At 69.8% G+C, this 688-nt stretch carries 1 protein-coding gene and 1 pseudogene; both read right to left on the bottom strand.

What is annotated here, in order from left to right; all coding sequences use genetic code 11:
• Positions 1 to 246 (bottom strand): annotated as a pseudogene (locus EOA38_RS38210) (peptidase S8); the annotation flags it as partial.
• Positions 236 to 688 (bottom strand): anti-sigma factor (locus tag EOA38_RS38205; protein ID WP_127301646.1); only part of this gene is annotated, 453 nt, incomplete at its 5' end. The gene EOA38_RS38205 and the pseudogene EOA38_RS38210, both read right to left, overlap by 11 nt.

Below are 688 nucleotides of genomic sequence, written 5' to 3'. Positions count from 1 at the left end.
GTTCGGAAACAGGTCGACGATCAGCGCCGGCAGGACCACGGCGGCGGTGCCCGTGCCCGACTTGTCGCCGCCGTTCTTGGCGCCGCCGCCATCCTGATCGCATCCGGCGCCCGCGGCCGTCGTGCGGTTGAGGCAATCGACCTGCTTCTGCGAAAGGTTCGGGTCGTTGGTCTGCGCGAACGAAGGCGCGGCGACACATGCCGCCGCGAGGAGTGCCGCGTGAAGAACGACCGCCTTAGCCGCCATCGACCGGTTTCCTTCCCTGAACCACAGCATCCGCGAAAGGCTGGGCGGCAATAAGGCCGATAAGCTTGCCGTAGTCGGCCGCATTGCTCGCCGGAATGGTCACGTGGAAGACGCCGTCGGCCGTCGGCCCGCCGGCGATCTTCAGCCCGTTCTGGTTCAGGAACGCGGCGATGTCCGACATCTTGGCGTCCGGCTTGAACTTGACCAGGGCGAAAGGCAGCTTCGCGAGATCGTCCTCGGCACCGGCGATCTCGAAATCGCTGCCCTTGCCGCCCGGCCGCTCGAAGGACTGCACCACGACCAGCGCAAGCAGCGCCGCGGCCGCGGCCCAGGCGACGCCGGCGGGCATCGCCGTGACCCGGCCGAAGGCCTTGGCGAGCCACGATTGGCCGGCCGGCGCGCGCCCCGGCCCTGCCTCGGCGTCGAGCGCCCTGGCGAAGCG

Source organism: Mesorhizobium sp. M1E.F.Ca.ET.041.01.1.1, assembly GCF_003997355.1.
GTDB lineage: Bacteria > Pseudomonadota > Alphaproteobacteria > Rhizobiales > Rhizobiaceae > Mesorhizobium.
This window is presented reverse-complemented; position numbering and strand designations above follow the sequence as displayed.